Annotated in this window: 17 protein-coding genes; 3 read left to right on the plus strand and 14 right to left on the minus strand. The window is 66.9% G+C overall.

Features of this window, described 5'->3' with window-relative positions; all coding sequences use genetic code 11:
* Positions 1-199 precede the first annotated feature (199 nt).
* Entirely contained in the window at positions 200-2,905 is a 2,706-nt protein-coding gene (gene aceE, locus H4F99_RS04880) for a pyruvate dehydrogenase (acetyl-transferring), homodimeric type (protein ID WP_182668610.1), read from the plus strand.
* Between the two features lie 48 nt (positions 2,906-2,953).
* Here the strand turns inward: aceE and H4F99_RS04885 are convergent, their stop codons facing one another.
* On the minus strand, positions 2,954-4,285 hold the full coding sequence (locus H4F99_RS04885) for a Fic family protein (protein WP_182668611.1): 1,332 nt from the start codon (positions 4,283-4,285) through the stop codon (positions 2,954-2,956).
* Positions 4,286-4,560: 275 nt separating this feature from the next.
* Here H4F99_RS04885 and H4F99_RS04890 point away from each other — a divergent pair, with 275 nt between their 5' ends.
* Positions 4,561-5,364, plus strand: a complete 804-nt coding sequence (locus H4F99_RS04890) for a hypothetical protein (protein ID WP_182668612.1) — start codon at positions 4,561-4,563, stop codon at positions 5,362-5,364.
* A 199-nt stretch (positions 5,365-5,563) separates the two neighbouring features.
* On the opposite strand, the gene H4F99_RS04895 is transcribed toward H4F99_RS04890, so the two are convergent.
* From H4F99_RS04895 to H4F99_RS04935, 9 genes are all read right to left on the minus strand, one after another.
* Positions 5,564-6,478, minus strand: coding sequence for a hypothetical protein (locus tag H4F99_RS04895; protein WP_182668613.1), 915 nt, complete (start codon positions 6,476-6,478; stop codon positions 5,564-5,566).
* 167 nt (positions 6,479-6,645) lie between these two features.
* On the minus strand, positions 6,646-7,908 hold the full coding sequence (locus H4F99_RS04900; protein ID WP_182668614.1) for an MvaI/BcnI family restriction endonuclease: 1,263 nt from the start codon (positions 7,906-7,908) through the stop codon (positions 6,646-6,648).
* Positions 7,909-7,936: 28 nt separating this feature from the next.
* Positions 7,937-9,211 (minus strand): DNA cytosine methyltransferase, encoded by a 1,275-nt coding sequence (locus tag H4F99_RS04905; RefSeq protein ID WP_220481038.1) that lies wholly within the window; start codon positions 9,209-9,211, stop codon positions 7,937-7,939.
* A gap of 53 nt (positions 9,212-9,264) precedes the next feature.
* Positions 9,265-9,687: a DNA mismatch endonuclease Vsr gene (locus tag H4F99_RS04910; RefSeq protein ID WP_182668615.1), complete on the minus strand. Its 423-nt coding sequence runs from the start codon at positions 9,685-9,687 to the stop codon at positions 9,265-9,267.
* 493 nt (positions 9,688-10,180) lie between these two features.
* Complete coding sequence (locus tag H4F99_RS04915; RefSeq protein ID WP_182668616.1) at positions 10,181-10,663, minus strand: hypothetical protein; 483 nt, start codon at positions 10,661-10,663, stop codon at positions 10,181-10,183.
* A gap of 204 nt (positions 10,664-10,867) precedes the next feature.
* Positions 10,868-11,365 carry a M48 metallopeptidase family protein gene (locus H4F99_RS04920; RefSeq protein ID WP_182668617.1) on the minus strand — a complete coding sequence of 166 codons (498 nt, stop codon included), beginning with the start codon at positions 11,363-11,365 and terminating at the stop codon, positions 10,868-10,870.
* A gap of 79 nt (positions 11,366-11,444) precedes the next feature.
* A complete protein-coding gene (locus H4F99_RS04925) occupies positions 11,445-12,152 on the minus strand; it encodes a glycosyltransferase (RefSeq protein ID WP_182668803.1) in 708 nt (235 codons plus the stop codon).
* A gap of 81 nt (positions 12,153-12,233) precedes the next feature.
* On the minus strand, positions 12,234-13,478 hold the full coding sequence (locus tag H4F99_RS04930; RefSeq protein ID WP_182668618.1) for a hypothetical protein: 1,245 nt from the start codon (positions 13,476-13,478) through the stop codon (positions 12,234-12,236).
* Between the two features lie 284 nt (positions 13,479-13,762).
* The gene (locus H4F99_RS04935; protein WP_182668619.1) at positions 13,763-14,359 is read right to left on the minus strand and encodes a hypothetical protein; all 597 of its coding nucleotides are present in this window, start codon (positions 14,357-14,359) and stop codon (positions 13,763-13,765) included.
* Between the two features lie 116 nt (positions 14,360-14,475).
* Here H4F99_RS04935 and H4F99_RS04940 point away from each other — a divergent pair, with 116 nt between their 5' ends.
* Entirely contained in the window at positions 14,476-14,943 is a 468-nt protein-coding gene (locus H4F99_RS04940) for a hypothetical protein (RefSeq protein WP_182668620.1), read from the plus strand.
* Between the two features lie 19 nt (positions 14,944-14,962).
* Here the strand turns inward: H4F99_RS04940 and H4F99_RS04945 are convergent, their stop codons facing one another.
* The 4 genes from H4F99_RS04945 to ald form a co-directional block, all read right to left on the minus strand.
* Entirely contained in the window at positions 14,963-15,232 is a 270-nt protein-coding gene (locus tag H4F99_RS04945) for a hypothetical protein (RefSeq protein ID WP_182668621.1), read from the minus strand.
* 82 nt (positions 15,233-15,314) lie between these two features.
* On the minus strand, positions 15,315-15,992 hold the full coding sequence (locus H4F99_RS04950; protein ID WP_182668622.1) for a DUF2242 domain-containing protein: 678 nt from the start codon (positions 15,990-15,992) through the stop codon (positions 15,315-15,317).
* Between the two features lie 98 nt (positions 15,993-16,090).
* The gene (locus tag H4F99_RS04955) at positions 16,091-17,176 is read right to left on the minus strand and encodes an efflux RND transporter permease subunit (protein ID WP_182668623.1); all 1,086 of its coding nucleotides are present in this window, start codon (positions 17,174-17,176) and stop codon (positions 16,091-16,093) included.
* Positions 17,177-17,386: 210 nt separating this feature from the next.
* On the minus strand, positions 17,387-18,505 hold the full coding sequence (gene ald / locus H4F99_RS04960) for an alanine dehydrogenase (protein WP_182668624.1): 1,119 nt from the start codon (positions 18,503-18,505) through the stop codon (positions 17,387-17,389).
* Positions 18,506-18,563 lie beyond the last annotated feature (58 nt).

The following is an 18,563-nucleotide window of genomic DNA, read 5'->3' on the forward strand; positions in this document are numbered from 1 at the left end:
AGGGTCGAGTGTAGCCATGCGCGATGTCTGCATGGCGTGGACAGCCACGGACCGCGCGACCATGCGCCCGCGCATGTCCCGGGACAGCGCGGCCACGCGACCAAAGCCTCGTCCGGCGGTGTCATGGCCCCTGCTAGAATCCAAGGGTTTCTGTCGTCCATCCCCTATCGAGAGGCGCGGCCACGGGGCCGCGGAATGCATGAGCCAGACCTACGAGAGCCCCTTCGCCGACCTGCTGCAGAACGACCCCGACCCGGCCGAGACCCAGGAATGGATCGAGTCGGTCCAGGCCGTCATCGCGCACGACGGCGCCGAGCGCGCCCACCAGCTGCTGCAGGGCATGGTCGAGGTCACCCGCCGCGCCGGCGCCCACCTGCCGTTCGCGCCGACCACCGAGTACATCAACACCATCCCCGTGCACCTGGAGCCCAAGACCCCGGGCGACCAGACGATGGAGTGGCGCATCCGCTCCTTGATCCGCTGGAACGCCATGGCGATGGTCGTGCGCGCCAACCGCAAGCCCGGCGACCTCGGCGGCCACATCGCCAGCTTCGCCTCGGCGGCCACGCTGTATGACGTCGGCTTCAACCACTTCTGGCGCGGCCCCGAGGGCGACCATCCCGGCGACCTGATCTGCGTGCAGGGCCACAGCTCGCCCGGCATCTACGCGCGCTCCTTCCTCGAAGGCCGCCTGAGCGAGTCGCAGCTCGACCACTTCCGCATGGAAGTCGACGGCCGCGGCATCAGCTCCTACCCGCACCCGTGGCTGATGCCCGACTACTGGCAGGTGCCGACCGTGTCGATGGGCCTCGGCCCGATCTCGGCGATCTACCAGGCGCGCAACTGGAAGTACCTCGAAGGCCGCGGCCTGATCCCGAAGAGCGACCGCAAGGTGTGGTGCTTCCTCGGCGACGGCGAAACCGACGAGCCGGAGAGCCTGGGCGCGATCTCGGTCGCCGGCCGCGAAGGCCTCGACAACCTGGTCTTCGTCATCAACTGCAACCTGCAGCGCCTCGACGGCCCGGTGCGCGGCAACGGCAAGATCATCCAGGAGCTGGAAGGCCAGTTCCGCGGCGCAGGCTGGAACGTCATCAAGACCGTCTGGGGCAGCTACTGGGACCCGCTCCTGGCGCGCGACACCAGCGGCAAGCTGCGCCAGCTGATGATGGAAACCGTCGACGGCGAGTACCAGAACTGCAAGGCCTTCGGCGGCGCGTACACGCGCGAGCATTTCTTCGGCAAATACCCGGAGACCGCGCGCCTGGTCGCCAACCTGTCCGACGACGACATCTGGCGCCTCAACCGCGGCGGCCACGACCCGCACAAGGTGCACGCGGCCTATGACGCGGCGACCAAGATGAAGGGCATGCCCACCGTCATCCTCGCCAAGACCGTCAAGGGCTACGGCATGGGCGCCTCGGGCGAGTCGCTCAACCCGACCCACGGCACCAAGAAGATGGACGACGAGGCGGTGCGCGCGTTCCGCGACCGCTTCAACATCCCGGTGACCGACAAGCAGCTGGAAGACGGCCAGGTGCCGTTCTACCACCCGGGCAAGGACTCCGAGGAAGTGCAGTACATGCTCGAGCGCCGCCAGGCCCTCGGCGGCTTCCTGCCGCAGCGCCGGCGCAAGGCCAGCACCTCGCTGGAAGTGCCGAAGCTCGAGACCTACGACCGGCTGCTCAAGTCCACCGGCGAGCGCGAGATCAGCACGACGATGGCCTTCGTGCAGATGCTCAACATCACCCTGCGCGACAAGCAGGTCGGCCCGCGCTGCGTCCCGATCGTCGCCGACGAAGCGCGAACCTTCGGCATGGAAGGCCTGTTCCGCCAGCTCGGCATCTACGCCCCGCAGGGCCAGAAGTACAAGCCGGTCGACCGCGACCAGCTGATGTACTACCGCGAGGACGCCGCCGGCCAGGTGCTCGAGGAAGGCATCACCGAGGCGGGTGCGTTCTCCAGCTGGCTGGCCTGCGCCACCAGCTACAGCACCAACGACCTGCAGATGCTGCCGTTCTACATCTACTACTCGATGTTCGGCTTCCAGCGCATCGGCGACTCCGCCTGGCAGGCCGCCGACATGCGCGCGCGCGGCTTCCTGCTCGGCGCCACCGCCGGCCGCACCACGCTCAACGGCGAAGGCCTGCAGCACGAGGACGGCCACAGCATGGTCCAGGCCGGCCTGATCCCGAACGTCCGCAGCTACGACCCGACCTTCAGCTACGAGGTCGTCACGATCATGCAGTACGGCATGCAGCGCATGATCGCCGAGCAGCGCGACGAGTACTTCTACGTCACCCTGATGAACGAGAACTACACCCACCCGGACATGCCCGAAGGCAGCGCCGAGGGGATCATCAAGGGCATGTACCTGCTGAAGGACGCCGGCAAGCCGAAGAAGAGCGAACTGCGCGTGCAGCTGCTCGGCAGCGGCACCATCCTGCGCGAGGTCATCGCCGCCGCCGAACTGCTCGACAAGGACTTCGGCGTCACCGCCGACATCTGGTCCTGCCCCAGCTTCAACGAGCTCGGCCGCGACGGCGCCGCTGCCATCCGCGACAACCGCCTCAACCCCGAGGCCAGGAAGCCGGCCAAGCCCTACGTGACCGAACTGCTCGAAGGCCGCCAGGGCCCGGCCATCGCCGCCACCGACTACATCCGCACCTACGCCGACCAGATCCGCGAGTTCGTGCCGATGCGCTACACCGTCCTCGGCACCGACGGCTTCGGCCGCAGCGACACCCGCGCCAACCTCCGCCGCCACTTCGAGGTCGACCGCTTCCACATCGCCCACGCCGCCATCGCCGCCCTGGCCGCCGACGGCAAGATGACCGCCAAGGACGTCTCCCGCGCGATCAAGGAATACAAGATTGACGTGGAGAAGCCGAACCCGATCGGGGTTTGATCGGTCCGGTGATCCGGAAGGGCGCCCACGAGGCGCCTTTCCGGGTGCCTAGCGAAGCCGCTCCGCCAGGTCCGGACGCGCCACGAATACGTGCGCCTTGCCCTGCTTGTGCCGTTGCATCAGCCTGGCATCCACCAACCCGACAAGGTCGGAGCGGGCGGTGTCATAGACGATGTCGTGCGTGCGCTGGTGCACGGCGATGGTGTAGGCCTTGCCAGGGTTCCTGAGCGCGTTCAGCAGGAGTGCGCGCTGACGGTGGTTCAGGCGACGCGCGAGCCTGCTGCCCGGCCTCAGCAAGGTCTGCGCCTCCGCTTGCAACTGCTGCTTGCGCGCGATGTAGCCGTGCACGCCATCGATGGCCTCGAGCAGGACCTCCAGTTGGTGGGCCACGAAGTAGCTGAGGTCGCCTTCGTCCGATTCGGTGAACAGATAAGCGCGGGTGTATTGCGCCGGGGCGTTCTTGAGGATGCTGGAGATGGAGAAGTATTCCGTCATCCAGAAGCCGGCGCGAAGCATTGACCAGTAGAACAGCGCACGCGCCGTGCGCCCGTTGCCGTCCACGAAGGGATGGTCGTAGCCGATCATGAAGTGGATCACGATCGCCCGCACGACAGGATGGATGAAGTAATCGCCGTCGTCGGTCTGGTTGGCGAAGTCGCATAGCGCCTGCAACCGTTGCGGAAGCTCGCCCGCCGGGGGCGGCACGTGTAAGGTGGTACCGATCTCATCCTCGACGACGATGTCCTCGCCGGCCATGCGGAAGCGTCCAGCTGCGCCGGGATCTTTCAGCGTGCCGTCGGTCAGCATCCGATGGATCTCGAACACGGTATCCGGCGTCAACGGTTGCCCCAGCCACCGCTTAAGCTCCCGCATCGTCATGAAATTGTTGGCGATCATGCGTTCGCCGTAGTCGCGCGGCGCACGCCCGGAGCGCAGCATGTCCTTGGCCACCTGGGTGGTGGTTGCTGCGCCTTCCAGTTGCGAGGAGGTCATGGCCTCTTCCATCAGCGAGCGCACCAGGTAACGCTCCTGCATTGCGCCGGTGGGAAGCGCGTCCGCACCCTGCAAGGCGCCCGCGGCGTCGCGGGCGACCTGGTACAGGCGGCGCTGGATGCCGTCGCTCGGGCAGACATGGAACGGCTTGCCAGTCTTGTCCTGCAGCGGAAGCTCCTTCCGCAAGGACTGCCGCGCCAGCTTGATGCCCAGCCACCATTGCTCGACGTCGACGCCCTGTGGCGGCGTGAGATGTCGAAGGCGGTCCCAGTGCTCGTAGACGCCCCTGATCTCGGCGCGAATCCCGTGTCCCAGGATGGCTTGTATCTGCCCGGCATGGCGGTGGAAGAGGTCCAACCAGGGGGGCGGCGGAACGGGAAGCTTCATGGGTATCGACCGATTTTCTACCGAAACATATAGCAATCGGTAGAAAATTGGTAGGTGGATGCCATCTGGTTGAATGTAAACGGGAAATCAAGGCAAGAAAGAACGCCCAGGCGTACGCCTGCGGATTCCTGCCCGATGCCATCGCCGCCGACTCCCTGCACTCTCGCCGCCTCTGGAGACGCGGCCCGCGCGCTGCATCCAATCGCGCGCCGGCTGCGTAACGGGTCGAGTCGTTGCCTCGCAACGCACCCGTCCCCCACAAAGGAGTCTGCGCGATGAATCGCAATCTGCTGTTGGCTGCCGGCATTTCGCTGGCCGGCTTCACGTTGGCTTTCTCCGCCCCCGCGGCCGCCGCCGGCCCCGAGCAGGGCCGCTGGTCATTCACGGTGCTGGGCGGCACCGACACGCCGGTCGACGGCGAGGTGCACGACGGCGCCGTCGTGGTGGTCCCGGACCTGGGCCCGCTGAACCCGGCGCTGGCCGGTGTCGACGCGGAGCTGCGCATCGGCGCGCGCGGACACGACCAGATCTACGACAACGCCATCGGGTACGGACTGGAGTTGGGCTACGGCCTGAGCGACCGCGCCGAGGTGTTCGGCCACCTGCGCGAGACGGAAGCCGACGCAGGCACGGTGCAGGTCGGCGGCGCCTTCGTGCCGGCATTGAACACCGAGCTGCCGGTATTCGGCACCTTCAGCGACTACGAGGCCTGGAGCGCCGAGCTGGGCTACCGCTACTACTTCATGGAGCCCGGCGGCGCGCGTCCGTTCATCGCCGGCCGCGTGGGCGCCGCCGAGACCGAACAGATCCGCGCGACCTTCGTGATCCCGGACGCCGGCATCGCCATCAACGACGTGCCGTTCACCGACAAGGGCTGGGTGGTGAGCGGCGGCGTCGACATCGGCGTGCTGATCCCCATGGGCGAGCGCTTCAGCCTGGTCGCGCAGACCGGCGTGCGCTACGTCGACGATCTGGAAGGCGACGACAGCGCGATCGGCGGCCTGGGCCTGGGGTCGATCAACGACACCGGCAGCCGCTTGTCGGTCCCGGTATCGCTGGCGGCGCGCTGGGATTTTTGAGGATTGGCGGAAGCAAGGGCAGGGTCGGCTTTCGCGCCGCACACCGTGAAGCGTCGACTCTGCCCTGAGGTTCAACGCCCCGCGAATGCGTGGATGATGTAGAAGAAACACCCGTCGTCAGCCCCTTTCTGTTTGAGGGCGCTCTCAGCCGCGGGCATGCAGTTGATTCGCTTGACGCCGTGCTCAAATTTTCGAATGTTCATTCTTGCTCCGCCTCAAGTGGAACCTGTTGGAACCGTACCTGCAGACGTTTAATGAGTGCGCGGGTCTGCGCATTTGGAGCGCGCGTGCACACGAGGACAGCCTCGCCGTTGGGTACATAGCGCATGGCTTTCTGCTCAGCCCGCACGATCGCGCGATACTTCACGCACTGGTAGACGCCCCTTTGGAGCTCATCCTCCGCGCACGTACTTGTCTTCACTTCCACGGCCAAGCGTTGCTTGCCATTGTCGAAGTGGACATCCAGCCTGTCGCCTGAGCTAAGCAACTTTTCATTCTTGCCGACGCTGAAGTTGCCGAAGTCGGCCAGCTCTTCAGGATGCTCAGCAACCCACTTTTTCAAAGCCTTATGCGTTGCACTTTCTAGGCCACCGCCTTGCTGGACGTTTGGAAGAGGGATGGCGTGTGGGCCGTCGCCCTCAGACTTCTTTCCGCTGGATACTGGAAGGATAGGCGCCCCTAGAGCTCGGGCAACGCGATCCCAGTCTGGGTAGGTGACAACATCCTGAAACGCTTCCTCGAAGTGAGCCTTTCGTTGATCCGCGGTATCCATGGGCTTCCCTTCGAAATACGACGGAACGATATTCACAGCGCCCTCTCCGGGGATGCCCATGTTCTTATTGATGACTATGACGTGCAGTGGCGGAATCGCCTCGGCCCATTGGCCGCTCAGCCACTCGATAGCCTGCGCAACGCCGCCGGCGACGCGGCCGTAGTTCAAAGCGTGCTTAATGGAATGACCGTTCCGATCGTGTAGCTCACGGGCCAGGTCCGAGTACGACCGATGTTCGCCCTCCTTGGCCCACCGAAGAAGAATGGGTAGTGCATCGGGTACGAGCGGCCCCAGCTTCTCGCTCTGGGCCAACGGAATCAGCTTCCAGCTGAACTTCTCCATTCGTTTTCTCCATTCTCGTTGATCGATGGTTGTTACAGATTCAAACGACTGAGCTCTAAAGTCCCTTTCAAGCGTCTTTGAATTCAATAGCTCCACATTTCGTGAGGCGTATTGAGAAAGCCGGCGTTGGAGTGGTTCGCCAAATCCGTTGGCGAGTCCGATGATAGTCAGGGGGACATGCCTGCCTGAGGATCGGGATCAGGCTGGCCAAGGAGATGAAACTCCCCCGGTGGGAAAAGTAGATCCATGTCGCGCCGCCATATCCTGAACAAAGGTCCTTGCTCTCTAACTCGCCCTCGCTTGTTCTTGGTGATCAGGTGGTCAACCGTGACCACGCCAGTTTCCAGCAGGGTTGGCAATGCAGACGCTATTGGCTTCTTGGTGTGCAGGACGCTTTCATATCTAAACTCCTCCGCGTCGGAAGCAAGCCTGTTGCTTCTCGCGGTCACCCAGAATGTTTCTGGGTGTTTCATTTGCAAGGCCGACTTCAATTCGTCAATACGCCAAGTGGCCACTTCCCTGAGATCTGGCTGGATGCTGCCTTCATGGAGGTAGGCACCATCGCTTGGTACAAGCAAGAAGAGTCCTTGGGTATTCGGGCCTCTTGCGGAAACAGTGCACCTCAGCTGCTTCAGGTAGCTGTCGCCACGGACATAGCCGAACCTGTCGAGTATCTCGGCGCTGCTTTTTAGGTTGCTAAGGTGCCAGTCTGGAACCTTTGCAAACAGCGTCTGTCGGGTGCTGGACCTGCTGCGACCTGCTTTTATCTCGATCCCCTTGTAGTCAGGGCTTCTTGAGCTATTGGGCCTAATGCCAAGCAGCTCTTCGAGCAATCGGCCCACTTCCGTATCCCTTCGTATCCCCGGTACTCCCGCATGCCATTTGCCTGCTATTCCGTGTAGTAGTTCGAGGAGTTCAGTGGCCGTGTCGTTTGAGCGCGCAACCAAAGGCGCCAATATCGTTTCGAGGTCGACGTCGATGGCGTCCCTGATCTCGATCCGTTCGCCAGCGCGGGGTGGTACTCCGGGGACCAGTCCAGCATTACTTGCGTTGATGACCAGCAGTTCGTCTTTGCCGACAGCGACTAGGGCGAGCAAGTTGCCTGCTGATGCATGTTGCGCAAGACCATAGATCCAGATGCGTGGATCGCCAGCCTTCGTGACGGGTCTATAGAGGCTAGTCTGGGTTCCAACGATTCCGGCAGATGTCACGATTCGCGTGCGTAGCAGGCGCTTATGGGCTTGTCCTTGCGGCTGCCCTTCAAAGTCATGGAGCCCGCTGCTTCGAAGGAACTCACGGACATTGCCGGTGGCATCCATGATGCTTTTTGCCATTCCTGTTTCAGTAGGAACAAGCAGGCCTACTTCAATCCCGCGTTTCGTGAAGTATCTGAGAACCTCTTGGATCGATACATCTGACGTGGCGAGCATTTGTCCCCCCTGTTTCGCCCGGTTCGCCTTATCTCTCTAGGATGCCTCTGAGATGCTCGCCGACCGCCTTTGCCAACCCGACCGGCACCGCATTTCCGATCTGCGTGTACTTCGGGACTTCCCGGTCGAAGATGCCTTCGCGCGGATTGCCTGCCCGGCGAATACCGCCCGTGGTGCGCTTGCCCGCGAACTGGTACCAGTCCGGGAACATCTGGAGACGCGCCCATTCGCGAACGGTCAAGACGCGCGGTTGTGAGAAGTGCACGTAGTCGTCGGCGAGGGAGGTCGCAGTAATCGTCGGCCCGGCGTCACCCCATCGGGCGGGAAGCAGGCGCTGCGCGAACTTCTTGGTCTGGAACTCAGTCGGGACTGCGCCGCCGTTGGCATGCATGGCCTTGAACTTGGCGAGGATCCGCTCGTTGTGCTTGCTGTACTCGTGCTCCGTGAGCGGGTCGCCCTTCCGGAACGGCGTTCCCCCGCCCGCTGGCGTCCTGAGGTGCTTCTGGATCGCGGTGCGAGCAGCGGCGGGATATTGAACCGTCGCGCCACCGTTCTCATAGCCCGGGTCGACAAGGTCGCCAAGCAAGTCGATGAGGTCGGGCGCTTTGATCGAGCCGCCTGCAGGCAGGTAGCCACGTGCGATCGCATCCTCCGGATTGCCTTCCCGCGTGATGCCGCTGCCGACGTCATCGCGGATGCCGACCATCAGGACGCGCGGACGGTTCTGCGGGACGCCATAGTCTTTCGCGTAAACAAGGGAATAGGCGACGGAGTAACCGGGGATCTTCTGGTACGTGCCCAGGATGTCTTGCCAGATCTCACCATTGCGCCCGTCGGTGGTCCACTTGCTGTGCAAGAGCCCACGGACGTTCTCGAACAGGAATGCACGAGGCCGCAGGCGGTGGATGATCGCCGCCATGTCCTGGAAGAGGTGGTTGGAAGGCAGCTGCTCCTTGTCGACCGAGTAGGACCGGCGATGGCCGATCCCGGAAAAGCCTTGGCATGGTGGGCCGCCCACTAGCAGGTCAAGCTCGCCATGCTCGATCCCGAAGATGCTTGCGAAGCGCTTCTCGAGCGACGGCAAGAACGCCTTGTCCAGCACCATGCCCTTGACGTCGGAAGAGTGGAAACCCGGCTCGGCCAGCCACTCATGGGCATCGACGCGGTTCTGGATGTATGTTCCCCGTGCATCCGGACTGAGTTCGTTGACGAACACGGGCGTGAAGCCAGCCTGTTCCAGGCCCAACGAGAGCCCGCCGCATCCTGCGAAAAGGTCCATGACCTTCAAGGTCTTCTTGTTCAATTTCTTGGCCTCCCGGCCCTGTGCCTGGGAAGGCAAGTATCCACCGTCCAATCTCACGCTCCGCGACGCAGTCTGTTGGCGAGCTTGTCGATCGCGCGCTCACGCGTCGACGCCTTCGCGAGTTCACATTCCCAAAGGGTCAGCACCCGCCAACCCATCGACCTCAAGGCCCTGTTGTTCCGGGCATCCCGCTTGCGGTTCGCTTCGAACTTGGCTTGCCAGAAAGCTCCCCGGGTCGATGGGATCCTCCCTTTTTGGCATGCATGGGCATGCCAGAAGCAACCATGGACGAAGACTACCGCGCCATACTTTGGCAGAACCAAGTCTGGCCGTCCAGGGAGATCCTTGCGCTGGAGGCTGAACCGAAAGCCTCGCGCATGCAGGCCCCGCCGCACCCAAAGCTCAGGCTTGGTGTCCCGGCTCCGGATCCGGGACATGCGCTCACTGCGTCCCTCGGGGGTCAAGGTATCGACCATGGCAATAGCTTCGCCGAAGGAAGCTGGGAATTCCAGGGGCTACGCTATTCAGTTTGAGGCGGGTGGTCGCCGGTTCCTTTCATGACCATTGAACCCCAAGAGCTCGAAGCTTCCACCCCAAGAGGTCCAGCCTTCGACCTCAAAGGGTCGGAGCTTCCACCCCAAAAGGTCCAACCTCCCACCCCAGGAGCTCGAACCTTCCACCCCAAAAGGTCCAACCTTCGACCTCTGAAGGTCCAAGCTTCCACCCCGGAAGGTCGAAGCTTCGACCTCGATAGGTCCAGGCTTCCACCTCGGGAGGTCGAACCTTCCACCCCTTAGGGTCCAGGCTTCCACCCCAAAAGGTCGAAACTTCCACCCCTGGGGCTCCAACCCCCGACCCCCAGAGGTCCAAGCCCCAAACAAACCCGGCGGAAGGGCTTCCGCCACCTCCGCCGGGCAGGGCCCCGGGCATTGCATGCCGGGGCGGTGCTTCAGTGCGCCGTGGGCGCGGTCAGAACGGCTTGGGCGCGGGGTCCGGCTCGGGGTCGGTCGGGCGGCGCTTGCGGGCGAAGCGGGTGGACAGTTCGCGGCGGGCGCTCTTGAGCGCTTCGCCCTTGCCGGACACTTCGAGCAGGCGGTAGCCCTCGAGGGCGATGGCCATCATGTCGCTGCCCAGGGCCATCTCGGTGTCGTCGGCGCGTTCGACCAGCTGGTGCAGTTGCTGCAGGCGCGGGCGCAGGTGCTCCAGCGCGGTGCGGTCGGCGAGCGCTTCGTCCAGACCGAGGTTGGGCGGGACCATCTGGCGGTTGTTGTCGAGCAGGGTCAGGGCCTGCTCGCAGAACTCGCGCGACTTGGGGCCCATTTTCTTCAGCTCGATGCGGTCGCTGGGCTGCAGGGCGACGAACGGGGTGAACACCCGCTGCAGCGTGGCGATGGCGGCGTCGAGGTCGGCGAGGTCCTGTTCGGACAGGGTGAGTGAAATCAGGTTCTGCATTTGGCTTTCCTTATCTCCGTGTGCGAGTCCGGGCGTGCCAGGTGGCTGGGCCGGACGGTCCATGCTCCGCCGCGTTCCGTGCGGGCGGGTGTTGCGAGGCTGCGGTGCTGCGTGACCGACCGGGGTCGGCGGGGGAGCGGGCCGAGTGTGGCAGAGGGGGGATCGGCCGGAAACTGTGCGGCGGGGTACGTCGTGCACCCCGTCTCACCCCGCCTCCAGCTCCCGCTGCGTCAGGTACAGCCGCAGGTCGAACTCAAGCTGGTGGTAGTCGGGCGCCATGTGCGTGCACAGCTGGTAGAAGGCCTTGTTGTGCTCGGCTTCCTTCAGGTGCGCGAGTTCGTGCACCACGATCATCTTGAGGAACTCGGCGGGGGCATCGCGGAACACGCTGGCGATGCGGATCTCGCGGCTCGCCTTGAGCCGGCCGCCGTGGACGCGCGACACCGCGGTGTGGGTGCCCAGGGCCTGCTTCACCACCTGCAGCTTGCCGTCGTAGAGGACCTTGCCCAGCGGCACGGCCTTGCGCAGGTAGCGGTTCTTGAGCGCCTGCACGTAGTCGTACAGCTGGCCATCGTTGCGCACGGCGTGGGGCTCGGGGTACTTGTCGGACAGCATCGCGCCCAGCCGGTCCCGTGCGATCAGCGCGCGCACCTGGTCCTGCAGGTGCGGGGGATAGCCGGCGAGGTACTTCAGCGGTTGCATCGGCGCGGGCGATGCGGCGACGGCCCCCATGATGGGCCGCGACCGGGGGAAGGGCCAGCCGCGCGAGTGTTGCGCGGCGCTAGTCTGCCCCGTCCCGCCGGCGGTCGTACCAGAGTTCGAGCCCCTCGCGGGACTGCAGGATGCCGCGGCCGCGGAACACCAGGCGCAGCATCAGGCGCAGGTGTTCGCCGGGGCTGAAAGTGCGCAGCTTGCGGTCGGAGGTGCGGACCGACTCGCGCAGGACGACGAAGCGGCCGTGGCCGGCCAGCGTGCGGCTCATGGCGACGTCCTCGCCGGCGTACCAGCGCGGGTCGAAGCCACCGACCGCATCGAAGGCCGCGCGGGTGCAGAACAGGAAACAGCCGGGTGCGATGCGGGTCCAGCGGAAGCCGACCGCCGCGACCGCGGCGACGGCGCGTTCGTGCCAGCGCGCGGCGCGGGCCAAACGCACGCGGCAGCCCCCGCCGACGGCGCCGTCGTTCATCGCACGCATCGCCGCGCCGAGCACTTCGGCATCGACCAGGGTGTCGGCATCGAGGAACAGCAGCCGCGGATAGCGGGCCACCGCGGCCCCGGCATTGCGGGTAGCGGCGATCTGCCGGTGCTCGACACGCAGCACCCGCGCGCCGCGCGCGGCGGCGATCTCGGCGGTGCCGTCGCTCGACGCGTCGTCGACCACGATCACCTCGTGCACCAGGCCGAGCGCGCGCGTGGCGGTCGCCAGCGCATCGAGCGTCGCGCCGATCAGCGCGGCTTCGTCATGGGCGGGGATGATCACCGAGAGCATGCGCGCAGGGTGGCACGTCCGCTTGCGTGGCGGAGGTGAAGGCGACTCGTCGATGTTCAGGTGCGGGTCGGGCGACGCCACCTACTCCGCGACGAAGCGGTACTCCGGCGCGATCACATGGTCCCGCCAGCGGTAATAGCCGTCGCAGCGACTCTCGGCAGAGTTGTCGTCGACGCAGCTGGACGAACCGCGCGCCTCGTAGACACGGTCGTGGTAGACGAGGGTGCGGGTGGCCTCGTCCCATTCCACGTGCTCACCGTCGGCGAACAGGCCGATTTCGATCGGCAGTTCGTAGATGCGGTCGACGCCGGTGAAGGACGGCGGGAAGTCCACCCGGTAGCGCACGTCGCGGGCCGTGGCGCGGTACAGGTGGTAGCCGTTGCTCAACGGCGTGTAGATCGGGTCGGAGTAGTTCACCCGGTACTGGATGCGGAACCAGCTGGTGGTGCCTTCCGCGCGCAGCCGCCTGAGGCGGAACTCCACGGCCTTGTCGCCCTGCACGAAGCGCCAGCTGTCCAGCCATTGATCGGACCCGGCAAGCAGGGCGGCGGGTTCGGCCACGACCGGCAGCGCGGAAGCCGGTGGGATAGCGGCTGCGACGGGCGCAGGCGCAGGCACAGGCACAGGCACAGGCGTAGGGGCCGGTGCAGGCGGCGCGGCTGCCGCGGTCGCCGCGGGTATGGGCGTAGGCGGCGCCAGCTTGGCCGCCCCGGCCGCCTCCGAGCGCGCCTGCTTCAGCACCTCGGCCTTGCTCACCGCGGGTGCCGGTTCCGCCATCCGCGTTTCAAGTTCGACAGAGGCGACCGCCTGCGTGTCACGCGCCGGCGCACCCTGCCGCGCATACCGGTTGACGTAGCGCTCGTTGACCGTCCAGCGGCCATCGACCTCGCGCAGGGACTGGGTCAGGAATTCGCCCTGCGGACCCATCGCGATGCCATAGGGCATCTTGATCAGCGCATCGCGGACGAAATGGATCGAACCGTCGGGCTGGATCGCGCCGTCCCACACCTGCACCACACCCAGAGGCTTGCGCACCGACGCACTGAGGCGCCCGGGTCCGGCACGGCGGATCAGGGTGACGGTGCCCTCGCGGTCGCCGGTGAGCTGCACCTCACGGATTTCCTCGCCCGGCACCGCCCATTCGATCCGGTAGGCGGCGCTGGTGCTGGAAGACGTGCCGAACCGATGCCCGACCAGATCGGCATACACCCCCCATTCCTCGCGAGACGCGGCCGCCTCCTGGGCGTGCAAGGGCACGAGGGCCGCGACCGCGGCCAGGATGAGCGCACACACGGCCGCACGCGCGGCCCGCACTGGATTCGACATGTCGGTGTTCCCCCTGTGGGCCGACTATAGCGCTGCGGAGGCGCCCCGCGGGGCATTGGCGGGACCTTTCGAAACCGTGCAGGGCCGGGCTCCGGCCGGTCCGGAAAGCGCTGGTGCCCTGACTGGAAGCGGGCGACCCTGGAGTTCGCGTGACACGCCGTAAATCCATCCCTGGAGGCTCGGGCGCGGCATCCATGCCGCGCACGGTCACGCGAACTCCAGGGTCACCCGCTTCCTCCAAACACCTCCGGCGCTCGGGAAAGCCTCCAGAACTCCGCCTCTCCTCAGTAGTCGACCGCCACCGACATGATCCGCAACGGCCCCGCATGGCCCCCCTGCCGCACGATGTCGAAATACCACCAGTCCGCACTCGGCGAAAACCCATTGCCCGGCGGAATCACCACCGTCTGCTGCAACACGATCGTCAACGTCTGCGGCGCCGGCAGGATGTCGCTCCCGATCGACCCGTACGTCTCGAAACTGTTGCCGTGGTTCAACCCCAAGGGCGTCACCACGAACTGGATGTCCCCCGCCTGGTCGCTCATCACCTGGTGGAACAGCGTGATCCGCACCTTGCCCCCCGTGTAATCCAGCGGACGCCGCAACGTCAGGCTCATCACCCCCGTGTCGGCCAGCCAGTTGACCCCCCGCGCATGCAGGGTGAACGCGTTCGCGGGACCAAACGACAGCGCGTGTGCGGGAAAACTGATCCGATGCGCCGGCTTGCGCAGCAGGGTCGGGTCGAGCGCCAGCGCGGGCGACGCCGTGGGCGATACCTCGGGCCGCACGTCCGTGGCGACCTGTCCGGTCGGGCCGGCAGGGGTGCCGAACCCCACCAGCAGGGGGATCGCGATGAGGCATGCAAAAGGGGCGGACTTCATTCCGTTGTCTCCGAAGGGGTGTGACCGGAGCCAACGCGGCGCCACCGCCGACACGGACAGGTGATCGCCGCCCGGCGAGCCCGTACAGTGCGGGGATCGCCCCGCGGAGCCCGATGATGACCCCCGCCGAACGCGCGCACGCCGACCGCCAGATGCGCTGGATCATGGCCCTGACCGTGCCGGTGTATTTCGCCACCTGGGGCCTCGTGCTCGACGGCTGGTTCATCGGCACTGCCGGGCTGGCCTGGGCCACCGCCCTGGTCTATGCCGGCCTGCACGCGGTCGAGAACCGCTGGCGCGGCCACTGCATGCTGTCCGCGGACGCGACCGCGGTACCGGCCGCGGCGCTCGTGTACGGCGCGGGCATCGCATGGCTGTCGTACCACTTCCACCCGGAACTCGAGGGCTGGCGGGCGCTGAGCGCGCTGTTCGCGTTCGGCAGCGCGTTGATGGCCGGGCATGTCGCCGCGTTTGCCTGGGCCGCGCTGGTCGGCTGGGCGCTGGAGCGGTGGTGGACGTTGCCGCCGCAGGCGCCGGCGGACGTGCCGGCTGACGCGTCGGCGGATGGAGGCCGCGAGGCCTGAAGGCCGGCCGGAGCGCCGCTCAGGCCCCGGAAATCCCCAGCGTGTCGGAGCCGAGTTCGATGTCGGTCAGCAGGCCCAGCCGGTGTGCGTCGGCCGCGCGCTGCAGGGCGGCGTCGATCCACACCCGGTGCGGGTTCTCCTGCCAGCGCGGCAGCTTGTAGATGTGCGCGCGCGGGTATTGGCGGATGGTGTCGGCGTCCTGGATCCACTTCCAATCGCCCGGCATCAGCTCCTCGGTGTGGGCGAAGGCGCGGGCGGTGGCGAAACTGCGGGCGTAGATCAGGTTCATGGGGACGGCGGCCGGTGCGGGTCTCCCCAAGCCAACGCGACCCCCGACGATGCGCGGCCAGTCGCCGCCGCGCCGGCCCGGCTCAGGGCGTGGGAAAGGCGTCGTTGCCGCTGTCGAAGTCGCCCTCGCCCTCAAGGTCGGGCACCGGCAGCGGCTCCGGTTCCGGCAGCGCTTCGAACACCGGCGGCGGGGGCGGCGGGCCGAGCGCCTCGGTGCTGGGCACGTAGTAGGCGACCAGGTCGAAGAAGCGCGTGTAGAACTCGCCGCTCTGCACGGTGTTGCTGGCGACCTTGACCAGGTTGCCGACGCTGCTGCCGATGGGCAGCGACACCGAGCCGAGCATGCTGACGCCGACGCTGGCCGACTTCAGCGTGCTGTTGAGCGCGTAGCGGTCCTGCACGGCGTTGACGAACACGATCGAGCCGCCGCCGGTCTGCGCCAGGCAGGTCGCGCGGATCAGCAGCTGGGTGTGGATGTCGTCCTCGGGCTGGAAGTTCTTGCTGGCCTGCAGGGTGTCGGGCGTGGTGGCTTCGCCGATCACGTAGCCCTGGCCGAGCAGGGCGCGCCGGGTCGCCTCGCAGGCGGTCGCTGCCGGCACCGCGTAGGTGCGCGAGAACGTGTCATTGGCGCCGAAGGTCTCGCCCGAGGGCGGCGGCTCCGCTTTCTGGTTCCAGCCGCAGGCGGACAGCGACGCCGCCAGCATGGCAGCGAGGGCCAGGGCGGTCGGGGTCGGTCGGCGATGGGGGCTCGGCTGGGGCATGGCGCGGCACGGGGTGGATTCGACGCGCGAGTGTATCGGCGGCCGGGTGGGCCGCTGCTGAATGGAGGCTGTGCCGGGGACAGGTGCTGAGGCGCGCCTCAGGCCCGGTGCAGGCGCCACCCGCCGGCGGCGCGCTCGCGCAGGGCGAGGGTGGCGATCAGCAGGCAGGGCAGGAAGGTCAGGGTGACCACCGCCGAAGTGGCGATGCCCGACAGCACGATCGCGCCGAGGCCGCGGTACAGCTCGGTGCCGGCGCCGGGGATCAGCACCAGCGGGGCAAGGCCGAACAGCGTCGTGCAGGTCGACATCAGGATCGGCCGCAGGCGGGTGCGCACGGCGTCGTTCACCGCCTCGACCACCGAGGCCGCGCCTTCCTCCATGCGCGCGTAGGTCTCCAGCACGATCAGGATCGGGTTGTTGACCACGGTGCCGAGCAGCACCAGGAAACCGAGCAGGGTGATCATGTCGAAGGACTGGGTGATCGGCGCCAGCCCGACCGCGCCGAGCACCGCGCCCAGGCCGTTGAGCAGGGCAAGGCCGACGATGCCGCCGGCGATGCCCAGCGGCACCGTCGCCATTACGAACAGCGGCCGGCCCCAGTGGCGGAAGATCGCCACGAGCAGCAGGTAGGACAGCAGCAGGGCGATGGCGAAGTTGCCGGTCACCGCCTCGCGGGTGGCGTCGAGCTGGTCGCTGGCGCCGGAGATGTCGATGCTGACGTCGGGCGGGATCTCGCCCTCGCGGCGCATCGCCTCGATCAGTTCGGCGCGCACGCGCTCGACGCCGGTCTCCAGCGCGACCGAGCGCGGCGGCACGATGTTGAGGGTGACCGTGCGGCGGCCGTCGAGGCGGCGGATGCTGTCGGTGCCGGCGGCCTCGCGCAGGTCGGCCAGCGCCGACACCGGCAGCACCGCGCCGGAGGGCGTCGCCACCGGCAGGTCGCCGAGGCGGTCGAGGCGCTGTTCATTGCCGGCGCTGCTGAACAGGAAGATGTCGACCTTGCGGTCGCCGATGATCATTTCGTCGGCGAAGGCGCCGTCGCTCAGCGCCGCCACCGAGTAGCCGAAGCTGCCGGCGTCCAGCCCGGTCTCGGCGAGGCGTTCCCAGCGCGGGTGCAGTTCCAGCAGCGGCTGGTCCAGGCTCAGCGAGGACGGCGAGGAGCCGACGCGGGCGCCTTCGAACATTGACTCGGCACGCTCGACCGCACGCCCGGCGACGCGGTAGATCGCCGGCAGGTCGGGGCCGGAGATGTTCCCCGTCGACCAGTGTGCCGGACCCGTCCTGCCGCTTCCAGCCGGAGTCAGGGCGCGCCGCCCGGTCCTGCAACGAAGAAGGGCGGCCTCGATGGGCCGCCCTCCGGGTGTCGCGCGTGCGCGTCGCGTGCGTGGTCGCGGTCAGAGTCCCAGCACGGTCTCCGCCGGCACGTAGGCCAGGTCCTGGGCCTGGGCGACCGGCTCGCAGGTCACCTGGCCTTCGCAGACGTTCAGGCCGTTGCGCAGGTGCACGTCGTCGGTCAGCGCCTGCTTCCAGCCCTTGTTGGCCAGCGCCAGGGTGAAGGGCAGGGTGACGTTGTTCAGCGCGAAGGTCGAGGTGCGGGCAACCGCGCCGGGCATGTTGGCGACGCAGTAGTGGACGACGTCGTCGACCACGTAGGTCGGCTCGGCATGGGTGGTGGCGCGCGAAGTCTCGACGCAGCCGCCCTGGTCGATCGCGACGTCGACGATCACGGCACCCGGCTTCATGGTCTTGACCATGTCGGCGGTGACCAGCTTCGGCGCGGCGGCGCCGGGAATCAGCACGGTGCCGATCAGCAGGTCGGCGCGCGCGACCAGCGTCTCGATGGCCTGGCGGGTCGAGAACACGGTGGAGATGGAGGTGCCGAACTGGCTGGCAAGGCGCTTGAGCGCGTCGGCCGAGCGGTCGACCACGGTCACGTTGGCGCCCATGCCGATCGCGATCGTGGTGGCGTGGGTACCGGAGACGCCGCCGCCGAGCACCACGACCTCGGCCGCCGGTACGCCCGGCACGCCGCCCAGCAGCACGCCGCGGCCGCCCTGGGCCTTCTCCAGCGCGTGCGCGCCGACCTGCGGCGCGAGGCGGCCGGCGACCTCGGACATCGGGGTCAGCAGCGGCAGCGAGCCGTTCGGCGCGGTGACGGTCTCGTAGGCGATGCAGATCGCGCCGGAGTCGATCAGGTCCTTGGTCTGCGGCGCGTCGGGCGCGAGGTGCAGGTAGGTGAAGAGCACCTGGCCCCTGCGCAGCTTGCGGCGCTCCTCGGCCAGCGGCTCCTTCACCTTGACGATCATGTCGGCCTGCGCGAACACCTCGTCGGCGGTGGCGAGGATGCTGGCACCGGCGCTCTGGTAGTCCTCGTCGGTCAGGCCGATGCCGAGGCCCGCGCCGGACTGCACCACGACTTCATGGCCGTGGTGGACGAGTTCCTGCACGGACGACGGGATCAGGCCGACGCGGTACTCGTGGTTCTTGATTTCGGTGGGGACGCCGATGCGCATCGCGATGTTCTCTCGATTCGGGAAGGGGCGGGGCGAGGGCGCGCCGCCGGCGGGAAAG

Origin of the sequence: Marilutibacter penaei (assembly GCF_014145395.1) — a bacterium.
Classification (GTDB): domain Bacteria; phylum Pseudomonadota; class Gammaproteobacteria; order Xanthomonadales; family Xanthomonadaceae; genus Marilutibacter; species Marilutibacter penaei.

Bases quoted from the DNA above. Each gene is read 5' to 3' on its own strand.
- H4F99_RS04920 (WP_182668617.1), bottom strand. From the start codon at position 11,365: ATGCAACCGCTGAAGTACCTCGCCGGCTATCCCCCGCACCTGCAGGAC.
- H4F99_RS04895 (WP_182668613.1), bottom strand. From the start codon at position 6,478: ATGGAGAAGTTCAGCTGGAAGCTGATTCCGTTGGCCCAGAGCGAGAAG.
- H4F99_RS04885 (WP_182668611.1), bottom strand. From the start codon at position 4,285: ATGAAGCTTCCCGTTCCGCCGCCCCCCTGGTTGGACCTCTTCCACCGC.
- H4F99_RS04935 (WP_182668619.1), bottom strand. From the start codon at position 14,359: ATGAAGTCCGCCCCTTTTGCATGCCTCATCGCGATCCCCCTGCTGGTG.
- H4F99_RS04930 (WP_182668618.1), bottom strand. From the start codon at position 13,478: ATGTCGAATCCAGTGCGGGCCGCGCGTGCGGCCGTGTGTGCGCTCATC.
- H4F99_RS04940 (WP_182668620.1), top strand. From the start codon at position 14,476: ATGACCCCCGCCGAACGCGCGCACGCCGACCGCCAGATGCGCTGGATC.
- aceE (WP_182668610.1), top strand. From the start codon at position 200: ATGAGCCAGACCTACGAGAGCCCCTTCGCCGACCTGCTGCAGAACGAC.
- H4F99_RS04945 (WP_182668621.1), bottom strand. From the start codon at position 15,232: ATGAACCTGATCTACGCCCGCAGTTTCGCCACCGCCCGCGCCTTCGCC.
- H4F99_RS04910 (WP_182668615.1), bottom strand. From the start codon at position 9,687: ATGGTCGATACCTTGACCCCCGAGGGACGCAGTGAGCGCATGTCCCGG.
- ald (WP_182668624.1), bottom strand. From the start codon at position 18,505: ATGCGCATCGGCGTCCCCACCGAAATCAAGAACCACGAGTACCGCGTC.
- H4F99_RS04925 (WP_182668803.1), bottom strand. From the start codon at position 12,152: ATGCTCTCGGTGATCATCCCCGCCCATGACGAAGCCGCGCTGATCGGC.
- H4F99_RS04950 (WP_182668622.1), bottom strand. From the start codon at position 15,992: ATGCCCCAGCCGAGCCCCCATCGCCGACCGACCCCGACCGCCCTGGCC.
- H4F99_RS04915 (WP_182668616.1), bottom strand. From the start codon at position 10,663: ATGCAGAACCTGATTTCACTCACCCTGTCCGAACAGGACCTCGCCGAC.
- H4F99_RS04890 (WP_182668612.1), top strand. From the start codon at position 4,561: ATGAATCGCAATCTGCTGTTGGCTGCCGGCATTTCGCTGGCCGGCTTC.
- H4F99_RS04955 (WP_182668623.1), bottom strand. From the start codon at position 17,176: ATGTTCGAAGGCGCCCGCGTCGGCTCCTCGCCGTCCTCGCTGAGCCTG.
- H4F99_RS04900 (WP_182668614.1), bottom strand. From the start codon at position 7,908: ATGCTCGCCACGTCAGATGTATCGATCCAAGAGGTTCTCAGATACTTC.